We start from the raw sequence: 18,699 nt of genomic DNA, 5'->3' as shown, positions 1-18,699 counted from the left end.
ACCGGGTTCCGGGGCCCTGCCGTACGCAGGCCGGCTACGCCGCCTTCTCCTCCAGCCGCGGAAAGAGCACCGCGCCCTTCGTCACCGTGGCGCCTGCCGGCAGCTGCCCCCAGCGGCCGGCGTCCTGTACTCGCTGGGCCTCGAGCTCGCCGAGACCCGCCTCCGCGCCCAGCGAGTCCCACAGACTCTGCGAGGTCACCGGCATCACGGCATTCAGCAGGACCGCGACACCGCGCAGCGACTCGGCCGCCGTGTACAGGATGGTGGCGAGCCGCGCCCTGCCCTCCGGGCTGTCGTCCTTGGCGACCTTCCAGGGCTCCTGCTCCGTGATATAGCCGTTGACCTGCTTCACGAAGTCGAAGATCGCCAGGATGCCGCCCTGGAAGTCCAGCTCGTCGCCGATCAGCCGGTCCGCCTCGGCGACCGCCCTGGCCAGGCCGTCCTTGACCGCCTGCTCCGCGTCACCGTCGGCTTCCGCCGCCGGGAGCGTGGCGCCGTAGTACTTGCCGATCATGGCGGCCACCCGGGAGGCGAGGTTGCCGTAGTCGTTGGCCAGCTCGGAGGTGTAGCGGGCGGAGAAGTCCTCCCAGGAGAACGAGCCGTCGCTGCCGAAGGTGATCGCCCGCAGGAAGTACCAGCGGTACGCGTCCACGCCGAAGTGCGAGGTCAGGTCCTGCGGCTTGATGCCGGTCAGGTTGGACTTGGACATCTTCTCGCCGCCGACCATCAGCCAGCCGTTGGCGACCACCCGGCCCGGCAGCGGCAACCCCTGCGCCATCAGCATCGCGGGCCAGATCACCGCGTGGAAACGGAGGATGTCCTTGCCGACCAGGTGAACATCGGCCGGGAAGGTCTGCTCGAACTTCTCCGGGTTCTCGTTGTATCCGACGGCCGTGGCGTAGTTGAGGAGCGCGTCCACCCAGACGTAGATGACGTGCTTCTCGTCCCAGGGCACCGGGACGCCCCAGTCGAAGGTCGAGCGCGAGATCGACAGGTCCTGCAGGCCCTGCCGGACGAAGTTCAGCACCTCGTTGCGGGCCGACTCGGGCTGGATGAAGCCGGGGTTCGCCTCGTAGAACTCCAGCAGCTTAGGGCCGTACGCGCTCAGCTTGAAGAAGTAGTTCTCCTCCTTGAGGAGCTCCACCGGACGCTTGTGGATGGGGCACAGCTTGGTGCCGTCCTCCGACTCGATCAGGTCTCCGGGGAGCTTGTACTCCTCGCAGCCGACGCAGTACGGGCCTTCGTACCCGCCCTTGTAGATCTCGTCCTTGTCGTACAGGTCCTGCACGAACTCCTGCACACGGTCGGTGTGCCGCTTCTCCGTCGTCCGGATGAAGTCGTCGTTCCGGATGTTCAGATGCTCCCACAGGGGTTTCCAGGACTCCTCGACGAGCTTGTCGCACCACGCCTGGGGCGTGACGTTGTTCGCCTCGGCCGTGCGCATGATCTTCTGACCGTGCTCGTCCGTGCCGGTGAGGTACCACACCTTCTCGCCGCGCTGACGGTGCCAGCGTGCGAGCACGTCCCCTGCAACGGTCGTGTAGGCGTGGCCCAGGTGAGGAGCGTCGTTGACGTAGTAAATGGGGGTCGATACGTAGAAACTCTTCACGCCGTCGCCCCCTTGCTTCTCGGATCCAGTGGCCGCCATGGCCGAAATCCTAACGGCCCGCCGATGATCCACTCACATCGATGACCGGAGCCCCGGCGGAACGGGGCTCCGGTCGGTCGTCCTCGGTTTCAGCCGGTACGGGCCGCCAGCCAGGCCGGGAAGGCGGCGAGCAGCTGCTCGTACACCTCGGAGTCCGCGAGCTCGCGCGGGGCGGGGCCCGCGTGGAAGAAGGCGGTGTGCGGGAGGTCGAGCTTCCGCAGGAAGTCGAAGGCCTTGGAATCGTGCTCGCCGAAGGCGACGAACTGCCAGAACAGCGGCTTGCCGGCGACCTCGGTCAGCGCCTGCTTCGCGACGGTCTTCACATCGGGCGCACCGTCCGTCTGGAAGATCACCAGCGCCGGGGCCGCCGGGTCGGCGGACTTCTCGTGCAGCGCGACGACCTCCTCGACGGCCCGGTGGTAGCTGGTACGTCCGAGCCGTCCCAGACCGGCGTGCAGCTCGTCGACCTTTCCCTCGTACGAGTCGAGGGTCAGCTCGCCGGTGCCGTCGATGTCCGTCGAGAAGAAGACGACCCGGACGGTGGCCCGCTCGTCGAGGTGTGCGGCGAGGGCGAGTGTCTGCTCGCCGAGCGCCTGGGCGCTGCCGTCCTTGTAGTACGGCCGCATGGACCCCGACCGGTCCAGTACCAGGTAGACCGCCGCCCTGGTCCCGTCGAGCCCGGCCTTCGCCAGCTCGGCGCCGGCCGCCTGGTGCGGCGCGACGAGCTGCGGGGCGCGGGCCTTCAGGTCGGCCGGGGCGGCCTTCACCTTGCCGGCCGGGGCGGCTGCCGGCTCCACGACCTCGGCGACCGGCTTCGCCTTCTTCTCCGGCTTGTCCGCGACCGGCTCCGCCTTCGCCTTCGCGGCGCCGGTCCTGCGCTTGGCCGCTCCGGGCTTCACCGCGGCGGCGGGGCCGGACCCGGCCTCCTCGGCGGCGGGTTCGGCCTCGGCCTCGGCCGGCTCGGCCTTGACGGCCACCGGCTCGGCGTCCGCGGCCACCGGCACGGTCTCGACCTCGGCCCGGGGTGTCGGCTCGACGGTCTCGGGAGCGGTCGGAGCCTCGGGCTCCACCGCGACGGGCTCGGCGACGACGGCCTCCGGGGTGACGGGCTCCGGGGCGACCGGCTCCGCCTCGGGCGCGACGGGCTCCGCCGCGGCGGGCTCGGCGGCAACGTCCTCCGGGGTGACGGGCTCCGGCGTGACCGGCTCGGTGGCGGCCTTCGCCTCCGTATCGGCAACGGGGTGCCCGGACGACGACGCCTGCGCCGGTACCTTCGGCTCCGTCGCCCCCCGCTTCGGGCGGTCGAAGGCTTCGGCCACCAGGTCGGACGCGATCCCGGGGCCCGTCCTGCCGGACCTCTTGACCGAGGTCTTCTTGTCGGCCTGGGCGGGTACGGACGCCGTACCCGCTGTACCCGCCGTGGCCGACGACGATGTCGTTGTTGACGCGTTCTCCGCCGGCTCGTCGGACGGCGTCGTGCGCTCGCCCTGCGGCGGCACGGACGCGGCTGCCGACGGCTCGCCGTACTCCACGCGGTCGCGTCCAAACACTTTGCGCAGCAAGCTCCGAATGCCCATGGGCGAGACCTTTCGCATGAGTCGAGTGCGAGTTATGTCCGCGCCGCCGGAAATTGATCCCTGGCCAGGGCGGACACGTAAGGTTAGCGACCGCGCTGCGCGATCTTTGGGAGGGTCACCCTCACAAAGCGGGGCCCGGCGGAGGGCAGCGGAAATGCCCCTACGCCAACTCCGCGTACGCGACTGCCAACTCCTCGTACGCCACATCCAGATCCGACTCGTCGACTCCCGCCCGCCCCGCCAGGAACAGCCGCACCCCCAACGGATCCCCCGCCAACGGCCGTATCACCGTGTCGGGCCGCGGCCGGCTGGTCGGCTGGCATACCGTGACGACTTCCCCGGAGGCCACCAGGGAGAACGCCGTGAGGTAATCACCGTGCAGGACCGGGGGGTTGAGACCGGCGGACTGCAACATGCGGCGCATCCCGTCCCACTCGCCGTCGACCGTGGGGTCGACCATCCACCGGTCGTCCGCCAGGTCGGCGAGTTTCACCACCGGGTTGCCGGCCGCCGGATGGTCTGCCGCCAGCGTCACGGACTGCGGCTCCCGCTCGACCAGGACGCGTACGGACAGACCCTCGGGCACCCGCAGCGGGCACCCTTCGACCTCGTGCACGAAGGCCACGTCCAGTTGGCCCGCGGCCACCAGACGCAGCAGTGCGTTGGCGGAGACGTCCATGTGCAGTGAGGTTTCGGTGCCGGGCAACCGGGCCCGCAGCCGGCGCAGCCAGCCGGGCAGGGCGCGGCTCGCGGTCGAGCCGATCCGCAGCCGCGGCCCCGCGGCGAGGGCGGCCGCCGCCTTGGCGTCGGTCACCAGATCCTGCATCCCGGCGATCAGCGGACGGGCCCGGCTGAGCACGGTGCGTCCGAGCGGAGTGGGGCGGCAGCCGGTGCGTTCCCGGGTGAAGAGCTGACCACCCAGCGAGTTCTCGATCCGGCGGAGCTGGGTGGTGAGCGAGGGCTGGCTCATGCCGAGTTCACGGGCTGCCCGGTGCAGGCTGCCGCGGTCGGCGATGGCGCACAGCGCCCGGAGGTGCCTCACCTCGAGGTCCATGTACCCGAGAGTAAGGCGGTGCTGCGGGCCGCACCAGACCCGCAAAACAGCCCCGATACACCGAAGTTATCGCCAGTTGCCATCATCCCCGGGGGCCGCACGCCCAGCACACTCTCCGGTAACCACCCGTTCACCCCCACACCGGACGAGTAGGAGCCCCCCACATGAAGCACCGTCATACCGCCCTGTCCGCCATCCTCGGCCTGGGCATCGCCGCAGCGCTCGGCACCGCGGCCCCCGTGCAGGCAGCCACCCCCACCCCGCATCTGCGGGCGGCCACCCAGCACTACGCGGGAACCCAGCAGGAATCGGACAACACGGCCTTCTTCCAGGCCGTCCTGAAGTCGGTGGCCAAGAAGCAGGCCGAGCACCCGGGCCTGCGGTCCGTGACCGTCGTCTACGACGCGTCGGCCGCCCCCAGCTACCAGAGCCAGATAGCGGCCAGCGCGCAGATATGGAACGCGGCCGAAACCAACGTCAAGCTCCAGGCGGGCTCCAACGCCGACTTCTCCTACCGCGAGGGCGACGATCCGCAGGGGTCGTACGCGTCGACCGACGGTCATGGCAGAGGTTATGTCTTCCTGGATCACGCACAGACCCAGGAGTACGACTCGATCCGGGTCACCGCGCACGAGACGGGCCATGTCCTCGGCCTGCCGGACACGTACAGCGGGCCGTGCAGCGAGCTGATGTCCGGCGGTGGCCCCGGCCCCTCCTGCACCAACCGGCAGCCGGACGCCCAGGAACGTGCCCAGGTCGACGCGCTCTGGGCCAACGGTTTCGCGAAGGCACTGGCCAAGGTGAACCGGGTCCACTGACGCCGGACCCCGGCGGCGCGCCCCACCCCCCACCCCCCACCCCCCGCACCCGGTGTCGCTGACGACGCCGGGTGCGGGTGTCCTGCGTTCGGGCCACGGCCACGACTGCGGCTACTGCTGCGAGGTGATGCCCCGTGCGGCGATGACCTCCTGGCGCAGCGGGGCGAGGACACCCCGGTCGTCGCCGGCAAGCGCGGTCCGTACCGCCACCAGCGTGGCGCTGGACCGCAGACCCTCCGCCAGTTCGTTCAACTGGCGTGCCACATCGGCGACTTCTGCTGGGTCGGGCGGACCGGCGCCGTGGTCGGCCCGGACCCGGGCGGCGGTCGTGGCGTCCACGATCCGCTCGACGGCGACGACCACCGGCCACCAGGCGGCGGCCCGGGCACCCGTCGGCGGCGGCTCGGTGAGGGCCCGCTGGAACTCCGACCGCACGGCGGACAGATCCCGGTACAGCCGGCGCCGCAGTCTGATCCGGTCCGACTGGTCCCCGCCCCGGCCGTCGCCGCCGAAGGCGCACTCCACATAGCGCGCGGTATCGGCGACCGCGTCCGCGAGGCGGTCGCCGATCCGGGCGTGCCAGCTCTCCGGCCAGAGCAGGTAGCCGGCCACCAGCGCGATGCCGCAGCCGATGAGACTGTCGACCAGTCTCGGCAGGATCAGCTGGAAGCCGAGGTGGTTGAGCTGGTCGGAGATCAGCAGGATCACCGGGGTGATGGCCGCGGTCTGGAACGCGTACCCCTTGGCGGAGAAGGCCGGGATGAGCGCCCCGAGCACCAACGTCGCCGGTACGTCCCACCAGCCGCGCGGCACGAGACCCAGCACCAGCATGGCGGTGAGCAGCCCGGCCGTGGTGCCGAGGGCGCGCAGCACGGCCCGGGAGAAGACCGAACCGAAGTCGGGTTTCAGCACAAAGGTGACGGTGAGCGCGACCCAGTAGGAGCGGTTCACCGCCACCACCGAGGTCAGGAGCTGGGCGAGGCCGATGCAGAGCGCGATCCGCAGCCCGTAGCGCCAGGAGGCGGCGGTGAGCAGGACGTTGCGGACGGCCCGGCGGGCCCGCACACCGAGCGGAGCGGGACGGCCGAGCCGGTCACCGGCGTTCGCCGCCGTCCGGTCGGCGGAAGTGTCGGGGTCGGGGTGGTGCACGACGGCCGAAGCGTGGCGCAGCGCCGCGTTCACGGCACGGTCGGCGGGTCCCTCCGGTTCGGGGAGCACGAGATCGGGGGTGGCTCCCGCCCGTCCCGACGCGATGACATCGGCCAGGTCCCGGACGGCGGCGGCTATCTCCGGGCGGCGTGCGGCGCGGCCGTGCAGGTGGGCGGCGGCGGCCGCCTCCACCAGCGGGATCACCACATTGAGTTGGGCGAGCAGCCGCACCAGCGGTCCGCTGCGGCCGTGGTCGCGGGCACGCCGGGTGAGGATCAGGTCGTAGGCGGTGTTGAGCGCCGCGGTGACGTCCTGGCGTCGGCCGTCGTACGCCGGTGTGCCGGCCGCGGCCAGCAGTTCGGCCAGCGCGCGGTAGGTGCCGGCGACGGCTGCCCGCTCGGGTGCCCGGGCCCGCAGCGGCCAGCCGAGCAGCGTGAGGGCCAGCACCAGCAGACCGCCGAGCGAGAGCAGCAGCGGCGCCTTCCACCAGGGGTCAGGCATCGGGAGCCCAGCCCCGATCACCGTGTCGACCAGCAGCAGCAACCCCGACACGGAGGCCACCGCGCCGATCGTGGAGATCATTCCGGAGATCAGCGCGACCAGGGTCAGTACCGCGACGGCCGGCCAGCCCGAGCCGTGCACCAGCGTCCCGAGCATGATGCCGATCGCGCCGAAGCACTGCGGTACGGCGATATTGAGGACCCGCATCCGGTAGGCGTCGGCGGTGTCGCTGATGACGCCCAGCAGGGCGCCCATCGACACCAGCGCCCCGTAGGCCGGCCGGCCCGCCGCGAGCCCGGCCGCGATCGGGGCGGCCATGGCGACGCTCGCGCGGACGACCGCGGCCCAGCGGATCGGTGCGGGCTGCGGGCGCACTCCTCTGATCAGCCACTCCGGCGGTGACAGCAGCGGCTGTCGGTGGGCTGCCCGGGTCTTCTCGGTCATGCCGTCCGATCCATGGGGGTCACGTCCACGGGTGTCACGGCATCAAAAGTACGGCCCCCGGGTCAGAAGGCCTCGTTCGCGGTCGACCGCTTCCCCGAGTAGGTGGCGAGCGCCCAGATCACGAAGAGGCCGATCCCGATCGACACCACGCCCCAGATCGGCTGGTACGGCAGGAACATGAACTGCAGCACGACGCTCAGCGAGGCCAGCACGATACCGGCGATCCTGGCCCACTGGGCGCCCGAGAGGATGCCGTAGCCGGTGAAGGCGATCAGGATGCCGAGGATCAGGTGGATCCAGCCCCAGGCGGTGAGGCTGAAGGCATAGGTGTAGTCGCCGACCCGGCCGTAGACGTGGTCCTTCGAGATGGCGACGATGCCCTGCAGGATGCCGGTCATCCCCTCGACCACCAGGAGCACGCCGGCGAACAGGGCACCGCCCACGGCCCAGCCCGAGACGGGCCGGGCACCGGGGGAGGTGCCGCCGGCGCCGGGCGCCTGGTGTGCTGCGTGGTGGCTCATGGAGGCCTCCTGTGAGGGGCCCGTCGGTGACCGGGTCCGCTGGTGACGGGATACGGGCATTTACCTCCAGCATGGGTGTGACAGGCGCAAACGCGGATGAATTACTGGGCCGTATGAGTTGCCGACGAGCCGCCGTGGGTGTGCTCTGGGAGTGGGACCGGCGGAAGGAGTTCTGCGATGACCACACATGCTGCGGCCCCGGCGCGGAAGCATCACCACGCGCCCCGGCGACAACGGCAACCGACGGCAGGGCGTCCCCTCTCGAGGCTGTCCTGGGTGCTGCCGCTCATCTTCGGGCTGTTCTTCGGCCTCTACAGCGCGTACATCGAGAACTTCGGAAGTCTCAGCACCGGGGAGATCGTCCTGAGCGTCGTCTTCGGTGTCGCCGTCGCGGTGCTGACGTTCGTCTTCGGCCGGGTCCAGTACGCGCTGCCGCGCGAGTTGCGGGCGGCGGGGTACGGGGTGCTGTTCGGCGGGATCATCGGCTTCACGTACTCGCTGACCGGACACAGCGTGCTGCTGTCGTCGTTCATCGGCTTCTTCCTGGGAGCGGGCATGCTGCTCGCGGCGTTCTACCTCATCTACACACACGAGGACTGACACTCGCCCACCCCGTCACACGGACCGAGGCTCCTCAGCGGGCCGACGGCGCTCCGGCTCCGTGCCGTCGCCGGCGAGCAGTTCGACGACCGCCATGACGGCCGGCGCGCACAGGGCGATGACGGCGGTCACGAGGGGCGCGGGACTGTCCCACAGCAGGTAGACGGCGAGTGCCCCGATCAGCACGAGCCAGTTCAGCCAGGTCGTGGCACGGCTCACCCACACCCACCGCGGCCCGGGGCGCAGACCCGCCGCGGCGCGTGCGGCGCCGATGCCGCCGGTCCACACGGCCCGCGCCCTGGTCGGCCATGACCCGGGTCCGCCGAGCCAGCCGCCGAGCGCCACCACCCCGCCGGCCACGACGACCATCCGGATGCCGGTCCGCACCAGGGCCACCAAGGCGTCGAACACCGCGAGGGCGGCCGGCCGCGGGACCACGTCCGGCAGCCGGTCCGGATACAGGGCGCGGAAGGCCATCAAGCCGAAGTCCAGCAGCAACGCACCGCCCGCGAGGGCGAGCGCCGCGGCGATCAGGGCCCGCCGTCTGCGGGTCGCGAGGAGCACCCCGCCCGCGGCGAGCAGCAGGGTCACCACCGGCAGCCAGACCCCGGCGATCCGCACCAGCCGGAAACCGGTCCTGGCCGGGCCGACGGCGTCGGGCTCCAGGACGGTGAACCGGGCGTGCACCTCGGGGATCTTCGTCGCGGCGGTCACGCCGCTGTCGTCGAGCCGCTCCTTGGCGGACTCGACCACCGGCGCCAGATCGACGGTGACCTTCTTGCCCTTGCTGCCGGCCAGCGCGTGCACCACGGAGGCGTGCGTGGTCCGGTTCAGCCGGCTCCAGACGGTCCGGAAGGCGGGGCCGGCGACCAGGCTGCCCACCGCGCTGTGCACGACGTTCCTGAGCCCCGTGGTGAGCGGCTCGCCCGGCGGTCCGATGGCCTCGCGCAGTTCCTGCCGGTCGGCCGGTGCCACCGCGCCGAGCAGGGCGTCCACATTGATGTGCCGCATGACCGCGTCGGTGACCCGGTCGGTGACGGTGCCCTGCACGGCACGGTTGGCGGCCAGCGGCTGCATGGTGTCGACATAGCGGTCGGCGTCACCGATCTCGTCGTGCGCCCAGACGGCGACGACGGAGACCGGGGTGAGGAGTGCGGCGAGCACGATCAGCAGTACGGCGAAGCACGCGCGCACCCGGTGGCGCTGAGGATCGTCCGTCACCTCTCCAGGGGAGGACACCGGGCAGTGCCTCGCACGCCGGACGGCGCCATTCGGCCAATTCGGTCCTCCGGTCGGGTTGAGTTCCGGTTCGCGTCAAGAGGAGACTGGATCTTGTCGTTTCCGCTTCCTTGGTCGCGAACCGCTGAGACGATGTACCGGAACGGGGAGGAACCCATGACTGAGGTCTTCATGCGCCGGCTGACCCGATGGCAGGCCGAACAGCAGCGGGAGGCCATCGCGGACACCTATGTCGAGGCGTATCTGCGCGCGCCCGGGGAGGAGTTCCACGACCGGCAGCGGTTCCTGGAGCGCTTCGTCGAGGACATGCAGCGGCCCGGCTTCGACATGATGGTGGGCGACGGGCCGTCCCTGGCCGGGTGTGCGTACGGCTACCGGCTGGAGCGCGAGGGCGCCCTGTGGCGGGGCTTCCGGGGCGGCGTCCCGAAGGATCTTGAGGAGCTGACCGCTTCGGGACAGGTCATGGTGCTGGCGGAGTTGATGGTGCTTCCCGAATTCCGTCGCCGCCGGGTCGCCTCCAGGCTCGTGGAGCAGCTGCTGATCCGTTCGCGGTCCGCGCTGGTCGCCGCCCTGGCCGAGCCGGCCAACACGCCGGTCACCAGCGCGTTCCAGGCCTGGGGCTGGCATCTCCTGGGTGAGGTGCAGCCGGACCAGGACGGTCCGCTTCTCGAGGCGTGGGGCCGGAACATCGAGCACGCGGGAAGCGCGGGCTAACCGGTCGGCCCGGTGCGGCCCGGCTCCTGGAGCCCGGCCGCCGCGGCGGCGTCCCGGAACACCGCCTCGAGCATCGGGAGGGTCAGCAGCCCGGTGTTCACATTGCGCTGACTGGGGTGGTAGCAGCCGAACAGCCGCAGCTCCCCGAGGCCACCCTCGCCGGTGAGCGTCACCCGGGCGCCGTGGCCGAACCTGGGCCGGGGCTGCGGCAGCTGCCAGCCCGCGTCGGCCAGGACCGGAAGCAGCGCCTGCCAGCCGAAGCCGCCCAGTACGACCACCGCCCGCAGCCCGGGGCCGAGCAACGCCAGCTCGGCCGCCAGCCAGGGGCGGCAGGTGTCGCGTTCGCCGGGGGTGGGCTTGTTGTCCGGTGGCGCGCAGTGCACCGGTGCGGCCATCCGTACGCCCCGCAGGGTGAGGCCGTCGTCGGCGCTGGTGGCGGTCGGCTGCGAGGCGAGGCCGACCGCATACAGCCCCTTGACCAGGAAGTCCCCCGAGGGATCCCCGGTGAACATCCGGCCGGTCCGGTTGCCGCCGTGCGCGGCGGGCGCGAGCCCCACGACGGCCAGCGCCGCGTCCGCCGGGCCGAAGCCGGGCACCGGGCGCGCCCAGTAGTCCCAGCCCAGGTACGCCGCCCGCTTCCGCACGGCCACCTGCTCCCGCCAGGTCACCAGCCGGGGGCAGGCACGGCACTGGACCACCTGCGCGTCCAGCGCACCGAGATCGGCGCAGCGGGACGCCCGGTGGGCGGGGAACAGCGGGTCGTCGGGGGCAGGCTGCTGGCCCGGCACGGAGGATGGGGACATACGGCCACGCTAATCCCCCGCGCCGCGCGGGGATCGGCGCAGTCCCGTCGCTGACCGTCGACACGCTCGAGAGCGCGGTGCGGGAGAATGTGCCGCGTGCGGACACCCTGTTGAACGCCGACCACGAGGACCGCAGGGCGTTGGGCGCGCCGGAGAGCAACGTGGGGGAGCAGCCGAGGACAGCGAGCCCGCGGGAACGAACACCCGTCGCTGCTGGGTGAGTCATCGGCTGCCGAGCCCACGATGGTCAGGCCGCTGTGACCTCGATCAGCAGCGCCTGCCCCGGTTCCAGCGTCGGCAGCGGCAGGCCCGCACCGCCGAGTACGGAGCCCGGCAGTGGCACCCACCCGTCGAGCGCTGCCGTGAACCAGGCAGGGCCCGAGGTCTGGTGCAGGGCGGGCAGGCCCGCCTCGGTGCGGACCCGGACCCGGTAGCGGCCCCGGGTGGGGAGACCGGGCAGTTGTACGCGGCCCGACTGGGCCTTCGTGGAGGTCGCCGTCCTGACCCAGCAGTAGACCGCGTGGCTCGCGTCGTCGGCGACCACTCCGTGCAGCAGGGTGGCGTCGTCGGTGAGGTCGGCGCGGACCATCCGCCCGCTGTGCAGCAGCGGGCGGAGCTCCTTGTAGAGCGCGGCCCAGCGCTTCAGCCCGGCCAGTTCCTGCGGGGTGCGCGCGGTCAGGTCGTCCTCGATGCCCGCGTGGCCGAACAGCGCGGTGAGGTAGCGGAAGGACCCGGCGGTGACGCGCCCCGATGTGTGGCTGTGCGGGCCGCCGACGTGGGTACCGACCAGCTCGGGCGGCAGCAGCTGACCCGTCCAGCGCTGGATGGCCTGGCGCTCCAGCGGGTCGTTGCAGTCGGACGCCCACACCCTGTCCGTGCGGGCGAGGATGCCGAGGTCGACGCGGGCGCCACCGCTGGCGCAGCTCTCGATCTCCAGGCCCGGGTGGCGGGCCTTCAGCGCGTCGATGAGCCGGTACACCGCCTCGACCTGGGCGTGCACGCCCGGCCGGTCGGCGCCGTCCGCCCCTCTGGCGACCGCCTCGTGCAGTTCCCGGTTGTGGTCCCACTTGAGGTAGTCGACGGAGTAACGCGTGACGATGTGGTCCAGCGACCTCAGCAGGTAATCCCAGGCGTCCTGGTGGGCGACGTTCACCACGTACTGATGGCGCCAGCTCGGGCCCAGCCCCTGCGAGGGGGCGAGCAGCCACTCGGGGTGTTCCCTGGCCATGTCCGAGTCCGGGTTCACCATCTCCGGCTCGACCCAGAGCCCGAACTGCATCCCGTGGCCGTGCACCCGCTCGGAGAGCGGCGTCAGCCCCTGCGGCCACACGGTCGGGTCCACCGTCCAGTCGCCGAGGCCCGCGGTGTCGTCGCGGCGTCCGGTGAACCAGCCGTCGTCCAGCACGAGCCGCTCCACGCCGGTCTCCGCGGCCAGGTCGGCCAGTTCGAGCAGCCGTTCGATACGGTGGTCGAAGTACACCGCCTCCCAGGTGTTCAGCGTCAGCGGGCGCGGCGATGCGGGATGCGTGGGGCGGGCCCTGAGCAGGGTGTGGAAACGGTCCGCGAGACCGTCGAGGCCGGCGTCCGACCAGACGAAGTGGCAGACCGGCGAGGTGTACCGGTCGCCGGGCGCCAGCCGGATCTCGCCGGGGGCGAGCAACTCGCCACCACCGAGCACCGAGCCGTGCACTCCGGCGCCCTCCGGCAGTTGCTCGGCCACCCAGCGCTGGTTGCCGCTCCAGCCGACATGCAGGCCCCACACCTCGCCGGTACGGAAGCCGAAGCCGGGCACGCCCACGGTGAGCAGATACGGCGAGTCGGCGCCGGGCCTGCCGCGCCGCACCTCCCTGACGTGGCTGCCGAAGCGGAGACCGCCGCGCTGCGGGGACACCTCCCTGCACCACTTCCCGGTGAAGTCGAGCACCTCGTCGGCCCGGTGCGGCACCGGGAGCAGGGCGGTCACCCCGGTCAGGTCGTACGGCGTGGGGTCCTGGCCGGGCCCGGTGGCCGGCCGCGTGAGCTCCGTGACCACGCCCAGCACCCCGGAGGGGTCGAGCCGGTAGGTCAGCGTGATGTCGAGCTCGCCGACCTCGTCGGCAAGTCGCAGGACCAGCTCGCCGGGGCGTTCCTCGGCGCCGGTCAGCCGTACCCGGGGGGTGGTCGCGGTGCCGCCGCGGTGGCCCTGGTGCGCCGGGGTGCCGGACCAGCCGTCCGCTTCCGTCGGCCAGACGGTGCACTGCCGGGGGGTGTCCAGCGCGCTGTTCAGCACGGCGCCGTCGGCCGTCAGGCTCAGCGCGTCCGCGTCCTCGTCCGTCAGGTCGCCGAGGTCCGCACCCCAGTGCAGGATCCGGGGCAGCGGACCGCTGAGCTCCACGACGAAGCTCACTCCGGCCGCGCGCAGATGGGCGGTCCGCGCGGTGGTGCGGGGCATGCGGCATCCTCTCGGATCACAGTCCGGCCGGAGGGCCAGAGGACCGCAGGGCCAGGGAGAAGGTGGGAAGCACCGCGACTGTAGGCAGGGTTTCCTTCCGTGGTCAATCTATTCCTGCCGTGGTGGGGAGACCGGCTCGGGCCCGAGGGGAAAGCGCGAGCATGCGCGGGCCCCGGTTGGTTTCGGAGCGAAGGTAATCTGCCTTTCTGTGAGTGCACCCCACGAGCAGCCACCCGCCGCATCCCTGGTCTTCCAGACCCTGCTGACCCAGGGCCCGCTGACCCGGGCCGAGCTCGGACGGCGCACCGGGCTGTCGTCCGGGGCCGTCACCAAGGTCTCCACCCCGCTGCTCGCCGACGGCTGGATCTCCGAGATCGGCCGTCCCACCGGCGACCGGCAGCCGGGCCGACCCGCCACCCTGGTCGCGGTACGGGCGGAGCGCGCGCACTTCGTCGGGGTGAAGGTCACCGCCGACGAACTCATCGGCGTACGGGCCGACCTGACCGCGACCGAGCTCGCCTCCGACCGCGCCGCCCTGCACTCCCGCGACGTCGGCGCGGTCGTCCGGGCGATCTCCGGGCTGGTGGGCCGGCTCACGGCGGGCGCGGACCGGGTGCACGGGGTGGGGGTGACGGTCGCCGGAGACGTCGACGGGCTTACCGGGACGGTGCGTTACTCACCGTTCCTGGACTGGCACGGTGTGGAGCTCGGTCGGCTGGTCGAGACCGCGACCGGTATCCCGACGGTGATCGACAACGATGTGCGGGCCCTGACCGTCGCCGAGCAGTGGTTCGGATCGGGGGCCGGTCTCTCCTCGTTCGCCCTGGTCACGGTGGGGGCCGGGATCGGCTGCGGGATCTCGCTCGACGGCCGGGTGGTCACCGGCGCCCACGGCGTGGCGGGCGAGATCGGCCACCTCCCGGTCGGCGGCTCCGACCGGGTCTGCACCTGCGGCAACACCGGCTGTGTCGAGGCGGTCGCCTCGGCCCGGGCCATCGTCGACCAAGTACGGCAGAACACCGGTGACAGCACGCTCACCCTGCAGGACGCGGTCCGTCTCGGCCGCCGGGGCGACGCGGCGGCCACCGGAGCCTTCACCGCGGCAGGCCGTGCACTGGGGTTGGCGATCGCCTCGGTGGTGAACCTGTTCGGCCCGCAGCGCGTCATCATCTCGGGTGAGGGTGTCGCCTCGTACGACCTCTTCGCCGAGCGGATACAGGAGACGTTCACGGCCCAGGCGTTCGGCGCCGCCGCCGACTGCGATCTGGTGGTCCGTCCGCTGCCGTTCGAGGCCTGGGCCAGGGGCGGGGCGGCGGTGGCGGCCCAGCGGCTCTTCGCGCCCGGCTGACGGCGCCGCCCACCGGCTGGGCGGGCATGCCCGGGCCGGCGGTGACGTTTACCGGGGAGGGAGCTGAGCAGACCGAGAGCTGTGGGGTGCGGTGGGGTTTCACTTCGGGTCCTGGAGTGCAACCTCAGTGGAGAAACGACCAGTCGGTGAGGCGAACGATGACCGCCATGAGAAATCAGCGCCCCGAGGTGCCGGACAGCACCGCGGACGAGTCGGACCGGTTGCGGGACGAGGAGAAGGCGGGCCGGGCCGAGGTCCGCACCCGGGCGCGTGGACTGACCCACCACCAGGTCAAGGTCCGTTCAAGGAGGCCCAGTCCCGGCTCCCGGAGGACCCGGCGGACGACGAGGAGACGGACGGGGCCGCCCGCGCCCGGGCGGAGCTGGAGGAGTGGCGCCGCATCGCTCGGCTGCTCGCCGACCAGGCGGGCCCGTACGACCCGGACACCGACGCCTTCCTGCAGGGCGAACTGGCGGGAGAGGCAGACCGCGAGGCCGCCGAACGCGGACCGCGCCGCCGGCACGGCGCCGGGCAGCACGCCGAGTAGCCGCGAGCGGAGCGGAGCGCGGGTGCCGACTGTGCCGGACGCGTAAGGTGCCGGCCGTAGAGGCCGCAGGACAACCTGGGCGCCGACGGAACACGAAAGCGCGCCGGCCCCGGTCGCGGAAAAGGCAGTGAATGAGCGCACGTTTCGAGGAAATCGACTGGCAGCCGACGCCCATGGGCGACATCAGTCTGCGCCGTCGCCGGGACCCGTCGTCGGGTGACGACGTGTACGAGGTCAAGCTGGGTGACGAGTTCCTCATGTCCAGCCTCTTCACCGCCGGGGAGATCGCCCTCACCGTTCTCGGCCTGGCCGAGCTGCCCGATCGCCGGCTCGACGTCGCCGTGGGCGGCCTCGGCCTCGGCTACACCGCCAAGGCGGCGCTCGACGACCCGCGCGTCGACTCGCTGATCGTGGTCGATGCCCTGGCCGAAGTGATCGACTGGCACCGGCGCGGCCTGGTCCCGCTGGGGTCGCAGCTCGCCGGGGACCCCCGCTGCCGACTCGTGCACGGCGACTTCTTCGCGATGGTCGCCCATGCCGAAGCCGTTGCCGATGTCGATGTCGAATCCGAAGCCGGTGTCGATGTCGTTGCCGAAGCCGGTGCCGTTGCCGACGGCCTGGATCCCGATGCGCCGGGTCGCCGCTTCGACGCCGTACTCCTGGACGTCGACCACTCGCCGCGCCACGTCCTGCACCCCAGCCACGCGTCGCTCTACCGGCCCGACGGGCTGCGCGCGCTCGCCGACCGGCTCCGGCCGGACGGCGTGTTCGCGCTCTGGTCGAACGACCCGCCCGACGAGGCGTTCACCTCGGTACTCGGCGAGGTGTTCAGCCGGGTGCAGGCCCACGTCGTCGACTTCGACAACCCCCTGCAGGGCGGCACGGCGTCCAACACGGTGTACATCGCCGGACGGTGAGGGCACCGCGTCCGCACGGACGGGCGGCGGAGTTCACATCCTGCGGTGCAGCAGGAAGGCGAGCAGCACCTCGATCTCCCGCACCGCGCGCGGGGCGAGCGAGACGCTGCCCAGGCAGTCGCGGGCGGCGCCGAGGTGGTGGCCGGCCTCGGCCAGCGTGGCGGTGCGGCCACCGGCCGCTTCGATGAGTCCGGCCGCGCGGACCGCGGCGGAGTCGTCGAGCGGCAGCGGGGCGCGCAGCAGCGCCGCGAGTTCGCGCGAGGCGGCGCCGTCACCCGCGAGGGCGGCGAGCACCGGGTAGGTCTTCTTCTGCCGGCGCAGGTCGCTGTATACGGGCTTGCCGGTCACCGCCGGGTCGCCCCAGATGCCGAGCAGGTCGTCGACGGCCTGGAAGGCAACGCCGAGGTGACGCCCGGCCCGGTCCAGGGCGGCCACCGTCGCCTCGGGCGCGCCGCCCTGCAGACCACCGAGCGCCGCGGCGCAGCCGAGGAGGGTGCCGGTCTTGAGCTCCGCCATGGACCGGTACTCGTCCGGCCGGACGGCGTCGGGGCCGGTCCAGGGGCGGGCCGCGAAGAGCAGGTCCTCCGCCTGGCCCCGCATCAGGTCGCTCAGCGTCCCGGACAGGCACCGCAGGGCGGCGGTGGTGTGTGGGCCGGGCGCCTCGGCGAGGGTCTGCACGGCGAGCGCGAAGAGCGCGTCACCGGCCAGCACGGCCGGTCCGGTGCCGTAGGCCTTCCACACGGTCTTCCGCTGCCGGCGGGTCCCGTCGCCGTCCATGATGTCGTCGTGCAGCAGTGAGAAGGCGTGGATCAGCTCCACGGCGACCGCACCGGCGACAGCGCTCTCGCCGGGTGCCCCGGCGGCCTCCGCGCCGAGTACGGCGAGGGCCTGGCGTACACCCTTGCCTTCGGACGCGCCGGAATCCGGCGCACCGCCGACGCCGCACCAGCCGAGGGAGAAGGCGGCCATCTCGCCCGGCCACGGGTGGAGCCGGCTGATGGCGGCCGCCAGCGAGGGACGTACCAGCTCACGGCAGCGGGCGAGTATGCGGGCCGCGGTCTCCGTGCTCCCGTCTGCGGTGCTGTCTGCGGCTATGGGTGCGGTGCCGGCGGCCGGTGCGGATGCCGGAGGTGCGGTGGCGGAGGAAGTCATCGCAGCGCCACCACCTCGGACGGGCGGGCCTCGTCCGAGGGCCGGGCCAGGTCGGTGGGTCCGGGCAGGTCGGTGGGCGCGGCCGGCTCGGCGGGCCCGGCCAGGTCCGGCAGCGGCCCCACCTCCAGTTCGGCCGTCGCCTTGTCGACCATGTCCCGTGCGTGCCGCAGGCCGATCCGGTCCAGGGTGCGGCGCAGCCCGGCCAGTTCCGCGGCGGTCTCCGCCGGGTTCCGCCCGAGCCGGGCCAGCGATTTGGCCAGTCCGAGACGGGCGAGTGCCGTCCCGCGCGGCTCGTTCATCGCGCGGAACTCCGCGAGCGCCTGCGTGTAGATGTCACGGGCCTCCGCATACAGTCCGGCCCGGTAGTACACGTTGCCGCGCATCTTGTGGTTGTACGCCAGGGCGCTCGACAACTTCATGTCCCGGCAAGCGGATTCGGCCTCGGACAGCAGCGCCAGCGCACGGTCCACGTCACCGTCGCGTACGGACACCACATCAGCTATTCCCCGCAGGGCCCAGGCCCGCCCCCGCCGGTCATCGGCCCGGCCGGCCGTCTCGGCCGCCTCCTCGAAGAGGGCCAGCGCCCTGTCGTACGAGCCTGTGTTGCGGTGCATCTGCGCTATGCCCTCCAGCGCCCACACGGTATGCCGTGCCTCACCGCGCCTGCGGGCCTCCGCCAGTAGCTGTTCGTGCAGTTCACCCACCGCCTGGTAGTCGCCCTGTATGCGTCCGGTCTCGGCGAGCCCCGCCAGCGAATAACCACGCACGACCACGTCGCCCCCGCGTTTGCCGAGCTCGGCGGCGAGCCCGAGCAGCCGGTACGCCAGTGGCAGCGCGCCCCGCTGCCGGGCGAGCGTGCCGCCGCTCCACAGCGCCCACGCCATCGCCCCGACATCCTCCGCCGAGCGCGCCGCGCGGTAACTCGCCTTCCACGCGGCGTCCGCCTCGCTCACCCGGCCCAGCCGGCGGTACGCCTCCGCGACGGCGAGCCCACAGCGTGCGGTCTCCCTCCGCTCCCCGGCCGCTTCAGCGGCCCGCAGTTCCTCGATGCCCTTGGCCAGCACATCGCTCAGCGAGGAGTTCACCGACAGGGAGCCGAGCGCGCCCTGGTATTCGGGGGCGAACGCCTTGCCCTGCACGGTGCCTGCCGGTACCGCCCCGCCCCGTACGGCTGTGCCGTGCCCGGCGTTCCTCCGCACTGTTTCCTGCTGCGTAGCCCGCGTCACCCGTGCCCAC

The 18,699-nt window shown here is 72.3% G+C and carries 16 protein-coding genes; 5 read left to right on the top strand and 11 right to left on the bottom strand.

Going from position 1 to position 18,699, the window contains the following annotated elements:
- Positions 1–34: 34 nt before the first annotated feature.
- From metG to AB0M87_RS17120, 3 genes are all read right to left on the bottom strand, one after another.
- Positions 35–1,648, bottom strand: coding sequence for a methionine--tRNA ligase (gene metG, locus AB0M87_RS17130; protein ID WP_365853585.1), 1,614 nt, complete (start codon positions 1,646–1,648; stop codon positions 35–37).
- Positions 1,649–1,737: 89 nt separating this feature from the next.
- A complete protein-coding gene (locus AB0M87_RS17125; protein WP_365853583.1) occupies positions 1,738–3,225 on the bottom strand; it encodes a VWA domain-containing protein in 1,488 nt (495 codons plus the stop codon).
- Positions 3,226–3,385: 160 nt separating this feature from the next.
- Positions 3,386–4,279, bottom strand: a complete 894-nt coding sequence (locus AB0M87_RS17120) for a LysR family transcriptional regulator (protein WP_365853581.1) — start codon at positions 4,277–4,279, stop codon at positions 3,386–3,388.
- 164 nt (positions 4,280–4,443) lie between these two features.
- On the opposite strand from AB0M87_RS17120, the gene snpA reads away from it, so the two are divergent.
- Positions 4,444–5,097: a snapalysin gene (gene snpA, locus AB0M87_RS17115; protein ID WP_365853579.1), complete on the top strand. Its 654-nt coding sequence runs from the start codon at positions 4,444–4,446 to the stop codon at positions 5,095–5,097.
- Between the two features lie 111 nt (positions 5,098–5,208).
- Here snpA and AB0M87_RS17110 read toward each other — a convergent pair whose 3' ends face one another.
- Positions 5,209–7,191: an FUSC family protein gene (locus tag AB0M87_RS17110; RefSeq protein ID WP_365853577.1), complete on the bottom strand. Its 1,983-nt coding sequence runs from the start codon at positions 7,189–7,191 to the stop codon at positions 5,209–5,211.
- A gap of 62 nt (positions 7,192–7,253) precedes the next feature.
- Complete coding sequence (locus tag AB0M87_RS17105) at positions 7,254–7,712, bottom strand: hypothetical protein (RefSeq protein ID WP_365853575.1); 459 nt, start codon at positions 7,710–7,712, stop codon at positions 7,254–7,256.
- A gap of 276 nt (positions 7,713–7,988) precedes the next feature.
- Between AB0M87_RS17105 and AB0M87_RS17100 the strand changes: the two genes are divergently transcribed.
- Entirely contained in the window at positions 7,989–8,312 is a 324-nt protein-coding gene (locus tag AB0M87_RS17100) for a hypothetical protein (RefSeq protein WP_365853573.1), read from the top strand.
- A gap of 15 nt (positions 8,313–8,327) precedes the next feature.
- On the opposite strand, the gene AB0M87_RS17095 is transcribed toward AB0M87_RS17100, so the two are convergent.
- Positions 8,328–9,533, bottom strand: coding sequence for a hypothetical protein (locus tag AB0M87_RS17095; RefSeq protein ID WP_365853571.1), 1,206 nt, complete (start codon positions 9,531–9,533; stop codon positions 8,328–8,330).
- A 174-nt stretch (positions 9,534–9,707) separates the two neighbouring features.
- Here AB0M87_RS17095 and AB0M87_RS17090 point away from each other — a divergent pair, with 174 nt between their 5' ends.
- Positions 9,708–10,265: a GNAT family N-acetyltransferase gene (locus AB0M87_RS17090; RefSeq protein ID WP_365853569.1), complete on the top strand. Its 558-nt coding sequence runs from the start codon at positions 9,708–9,710 to the stop codon at positions 10,263–10,265.
- Here the strand turns inward: AB0M87_RS17090 and AB0M87_RS17085 are convergent.
- On the bottom strand, positions 10,262–11,068 hold the full coding sequence (locus AB0M87_RS17085) for a uracil-DNA glycosylase (protein ID WP_365853567.1): 807 nt from the start codon (positions 11,066–11,068) through the stop codon (positions 10,262–10,264). The genes AB0M87_RS17090 and AB0M87_RS17085 overlap by 4 nt on opposite strands.
- A 247-nt stretch (positions 11,069–11,315) precedes the next feature.
- On the bottom strand, positions 11,316–13,499 hold the full coding sequence (locus AB0M87_RS17080; protein ID WP_365853565.1) for an alpha-galactosidase: 2,184 nt from the start codon (positions 13,497–13,499) through the stop codon (positions 11,316–11,318).
- Between the two features lie 208 nt (positions 13,500–13,707).
- Here AB0M87_RS17080 and AB0M87_RS17075 point away from each other — a divergent pair, with 208 nt between their 5' ends.
- Entirely contained in the window at positions 13,708–14,847 is a 1,140-nt protein-coding gene (locus AB0M87_RS17075) for an ROK family transcriptional regulator (RefSeq protein WP_365853563.1), read from the top strand.
- Positions 14,848–15,022: 175 nt separating this feature from the next.
- Here AB0M87_RS17075 and AB0M87_RS17070 read toward each other — a convergent pair whose 3' ends face one another.
- Complete coding sequence (locus tag AB0M87_RS17070) at positions 15,023–15,385, bottom strand: hypothetical protein (RefSeq protein ID WP_365853561.1); 363 nt, start codon at positions 15,383–15,385, stop codon at positions 15,023–15,025.
- 140 nt (positions 15,386–15,525) lie between these two features.
- Between AB0M87_RS17070 and AB0M87_RS17065 the strand changes: the two genes are divergently transcribed.
- Complete coding sequence (locus AB0M87_RS17065) at positions 15,526–16,311, top strand: spermidine synthase (protein WP_365853559.1); 786 nt, start codon at positions 15,526–15,528, stop codon at positions 16,309–16,311.
- Positions 16,312–16,344: 33 nt separating this feature from the next.
- Here AB0M87_RS17065 and AB0M87_RS17060 read toward each other — a convergent pair whose 3' ends face one another.
- Entirely contained in the window at positions 16,345–17,463 is a 1,119-nt protein-coding gene (locus AB0M87_RS17060) for a polyprenyl synthetase family protein (RefSeq protein WP_365853557.1), read from the bottom strand.
- Positions 17,460–18,602, bottom strand: a complete 1,143-nt coding sequence (locus tag AB0M87_RS17055; protein ID WP_365854110.1) for a tetratricopeptide repeat protein — start codon at positions 18,600–18,602, stop codon at positions 17,460–17,462. The genes AB0M87_RS17060 and AB0M87_RS17055 overlap by 4 nt, the downstream gene beginning before the upstream one ends.
- Positions 18,603–18,699 lie beyond the last annotated feature (97 nt).

This window comes from Streptomyces sp. NPDC051320, from assembly GCF_040682175.1.
Lineage (GTDB): Bacteria > Actinomycetota > Actinomycetes > Streptomycetales > Streptomycetaceae > Streptomyces.
The sequence above is the reverse complement of the archived record's forward strand: the minus strand, read 5'-3'. Positions and strand labels throughout refer to the sequence as shown.